Origin of the sequence: Pseudomonas edaphica, from assembly GCF_005863185.1 — a bacterium.
Classification (GTDB): domain Bacteria; phylum Pseudomonadota; class Gammaproteobacteria; order Pseudomonadales; family Pseudomonadaceae; genus Aquipseudomonas; species Aquipseudomonas edaphica.
In genome coordinates this window covers 1-3,775 of the sequence record NZ_VBVZ01000588.1, presented here as the reverse complement: position 1 = coordinate 3,775, position 3,775 = coordinate 1, and the positions used below count along the sequence as shown (strand labels likewise).

The 3,775-nt window shown below is 59.6% G+C and carries 3 protein-coding genes and 1 pseudogene; 3 read left to right on the top strand and 1 reads right to left on the bottom strand.

Annotation, left to right across the window (positions count from 1 at the left end; genetic code table 11):
- Nucleotides 1–77 (bottom strand): annotated as a pseudogene (locus FEM54_RS27065) (Cys-tRNA(Pro) deacylase); the annotation flags it as partial.
- Between the two features lie 325 nt (nt 78–402).
- On the opposite strand from FEM54_RS27065, the gene FEM54_RS27060 reads away from it, so the two are divergent.
- From FEM54_RS27060 to FEM54_RS27050, 3 genes are all read left to right on the top strand, one after another.
- Nucleotides 403–1,260: an MIP/aquaporin family protein gene (locus FEM54_RS27060; protein WP_138453705.1), complete on the top strand. Its 858-nt coding sequence runs from the start codon at nt 403–405 to the stop codon at nt 1,258–1,260.
- Nucleotides 1,261–1,336: 76 nt separating this feature from the next.
- Nucleotides 1,337–2,842, top strand: coding sequence for a glycerol kinase GlpK (gene glpK, locus FEM54_RS27055; RefSeq protein ID WP_138453704.1), 1,506 nt, complete (start codon nt 1,337–1,339; stop codon nt 2,840–2,842).
- Between the two features lie 95 nt (nt 2,843–2,937).
- Nucleotides 2,938–3,693, top strand: coding sequence for a DeoR/GlpR family transcriptional regulator (locus FEM54_RS27050; protein ID WP_010212755.1), 756 nt, complete (start codon nt 2,938–2,940; stop codon nt 3,691–3,693).
- Nucleotides 3,694–3,775 lie beyond the last annotated feature (82 nt).

Sequence of the window (3,775 nt, the reverse complement as noted above, 5' to 3'; positions counted from 1 at the left end):
GCCTTGGGGTCGTGCTCGTAACTGTGGATGCGATGTTCGGCGCGAACTTTTTTCAACAGGTCCAGTGCGGGTGTCATGACTACTCCGGGCGCGGCAGAAAGATCGCCAATTCTAGGCCAAGCCCGCGCAAAACGCTCTAGTGCGCCCCTCCCGCCATGCGCGCTTGCAGCCTCACCCGTGATCATTCACCAGACCAATAGTTCGAAAATGACCAATGGTTCACTTTCGACCTTTGACAGCGGTCATTCTTGTCTATATTTTTTCGTTTCCGAATACTGTAGGAATAGTGCTCCAGTGTTCCAGCGGGAAGCTGCAGTCAGGATGGGGATCCTGATTACGGTGAAAATCGCGCAACGGTCCGTTGAGGCTGTGCGCCAACAAGAACAACAATCGAGGTTTGCCATGACTACTGCTCTTCAACAGCCTTCACTTTCGAGCCAATGCATGGCCGAATTCCTGGGGACTGCGCTTCTGATCTTCTTCGGTACAGGATGTGTCGCTGCGCTCAAGGTCGCGGGTGCCAGCTTCGGGCTGTGGGAAATCAGTATTATCTGGGGGGTCGGCGTGAGCATGGCGATCTACCTGAGCGCCGGTATTTCCGGGGCGCACCTCAACCCGGCGGTAAGTATCGCGCTGTGCATTTTTGCCGATTTCGAAAAACGCAAACTGCCCTTCTATATCCTCGCGCAAATCGCTGGCGCCTTCTGCTCGGCGGCGTTGGTTTACACGCTGTACAGCAACCTCTTTTTCGATTACGAACAAACTCATCATATGCTTCGCGGCTCTCAGGCCAGCCTGGAATTGGCGTCGGTGTTCTCCACCTACCCGCACGCGCTGCTGAGCACGGCCCAGGCATTCCTGGTGGAAATGGTCATCACCGCCATCCTGATGGGCGTGATCATGGCCCTGACCGACGATAACAATGGCCTGCCCCGCGGCCCGTTGGCCCCGCTGTTAATCGGCCTGCTGATTGCAGTTATCGGCAGTGCCATGGGCCCGCTGACCGGCTTTGCGATGAACCCGGCGCGTGATTTCGGCCCCAAGCTGATGACCTTTTTCGCCGGCTGGGGTGAAATGGCCTTTACTGGCGGCCGCGATATTCCTTACTTCCTGGTACCGATTTTCGCGCCGATTGTCGGCGCCTGCCTCGGCGCAGCGGCTTATCGCGGGCTGATTGCCCGCCACTTGCCGAGCGCCGCACCTGCTATAGCTGAAGAAACACCTGACACGGCTGTCAACGGCAAGACTCGTATTTCCTGAAAGCGCCGGCCTGGTCCCCTGCCCTTCGCGGACCAGGCTGATTTCTGACTTCCTTATTTCGTCCAAGGCAATTGACATGACCGACATTCAGAATAAGAACTACATCATTGCCCTTGATCAGGGCACCACCAGTTCACGGGCGATCATCTTCGATCGTGACGCCAACGTGGTCTGCACCGCCCAGCGTGAATTCGCTCAGCATTACCCGCAAGCCGGCTGGGTCGAACATGACCCGATGGAAATCTTCGCCACCCAGAGCGCGGTAATGGTCGAGGCCCTGGCACAAGCCGGCCTGCACCATGACCAGGTTGCTGCCATCGGTATCACCAACCAGCGTGAAACCACCGTGGTCTGGGACAAGATCACCGGCCGCCCGATCTACAACGCGATCGTGTGGCAGTGCCGCCGCAGCACCGAGATCTGCCAGCAGCTCAAGCGCGATGGCCACGAGCAATACATCAGTGACACCACCGGCCTGGTCACCGACCCGTACTTCTCCGGCACCAAGCTCAAGTGGATCCTCGACAACGTCGAAGGCAGCCGCGAGCGTGCGCGCAATGGCGAACTGCTGTTCGGCACCGTCGACAGCTGGCTGATCTGGAAATTTACCGGCGGCAAGACCCACGTCACCGACTACACCAACGCCTCGCGCACCATGCTCTTCAACATCCACACCCTGGAGTGGGATGCGAAGATGCTGGAGATTCTCGACGTGCCGCGCGAAATGCTGCCGGAAGTCAAGTCCTCCTCGGAAATCTACGGCCGCACCAAAAGCGGCATCGCCATCGGCGGTATTGCCGGTGACCAGCAAGCGGCGCTGTTCGGCCAGATGTGCGTAGAAGCCGGCCAGGCCAAGAACACCTATGGCACCGGTTGCTTCCTGCTGATGAACACCGGCGACAAGGCGGTGAAATCCAAGCACGGCATGCTCACCACTATCGCTTGCGGCCCACGTGGCGAAGTGGCTTACGCCCTCGAAGGCGCGGTCTTCAACGGTGGCTCCACCGTGCAATGGCTGCGTGACGAGCTGAAAATCATCGCCGACGCCACCGACACCGAATACTTCGCCGGCAAGGTCAAGGACAGCAACGGCGTGTACCTGGTGCCCGCCTTCACCGGCCTGGGCGCCCCGTACTGGGACCCGTATGCCCGTGGCGCGCTGTTCGGCCTGACCCGTGGCGTGCGCGTGGATCACATTATCCGTGCCGCCCTGGAGTCGATTGCCTACCAGACCCGCGACGTGCTGGACGCCATGCAACAGGACTCTGGCGAACGCCTCAAAGCCCTGCGTGTGGACGGCGGCGCGGTGGCCAACAACTTCCTGATGCAGTTCCAGGCCGATATCCTCGGCACCCAGGTCGAGCGCCCGCAAATGCGCGAAACTACGGCACTCGGCGCCGCGTACCTGGCAGGCCTGGCCTGCGGTTTCTGGGGCAGCCTGGAAGAACTGCGTGGCAAGGCAGTCATCGAGCGCGAATTCGAACCACAGCTTGATGAAGCCGCCAAAGAGAAGCTCTACGCCGGCTGGCAAAAAGCAGTCAGCCGCACCCGCGACTGGGAACCACACGAAGGCGCTGAATAAGCCAACCGTCGGACCCAAATCGGGTTGTAACTGGCGGGGAGTCGATTGCTGCGGCATCATGGGCCACTTTTGTATGGCAGCCCAAAGGACGCCCCATGAATCTGCCTCCCCGCCAACAACAAATTCTCGAACTGGTGCGCGAACGCGGCTACGTCAGTATCGAGGAGATGGCGCAGCTATTCGTTGTCACCCCGCAAACCATCCGCCGCGATATCAACCAACTGGCGGACGCCAACCTGCTGCGCCGCTACCACGGCGGCGCGGCCTATGACTCCAGTGTCGAGAACACCGCGTACGCCATGCGTGCCGACCAGATGCGCGATGAGAAACAACGCATCGGCGAAGCCATTGCCGCGCAAATCCCTGATCACGCCTCGCTGTTCATCAATATCGGCACCACCACCGAATCCATCGCGCGTGCGCTGCTCAATCACAACCACCTGAAAATCATCACCAACAACCTCAACGTTGCCACCATGCTCAGTGCCAAGGACGACTTCGATGTGCTGTTGACCGGCGGCAACGTGCGCCGTGACGGCGGTGTGGTGGGCCAGGCGAGTGTCGACTTTATCAACCAGTTCAAGGTCGACTTTGCGTTGGTCGGCATCAGTGGCATTGATGAAGATGGCAGCCTGCTGGACTTTGACTATCAGGAAGTCAGGGTTTCCCAGGCGATCATCGCCAATGCACGCCAGGTGATCCTGGCGGCCGACTCAAGTAAATTCGGGCGCAATGCCATGATTCGCTTGGGGCCGATCAGTCTGGTGGACTGTCTGGTGACCGACCAGCAGCCGGTGCCGGCGTTGGTGCAGTTGTTGAACCAGCACAAAGTCAGGCTGGAAGTGGTTTAGCGCCTGGACTGGCGCCATCGCGGGCAAGCCCGCTCCCACAGTTGACCGCATTCTCATGCAGGTACACGATCAACTGTGGGAG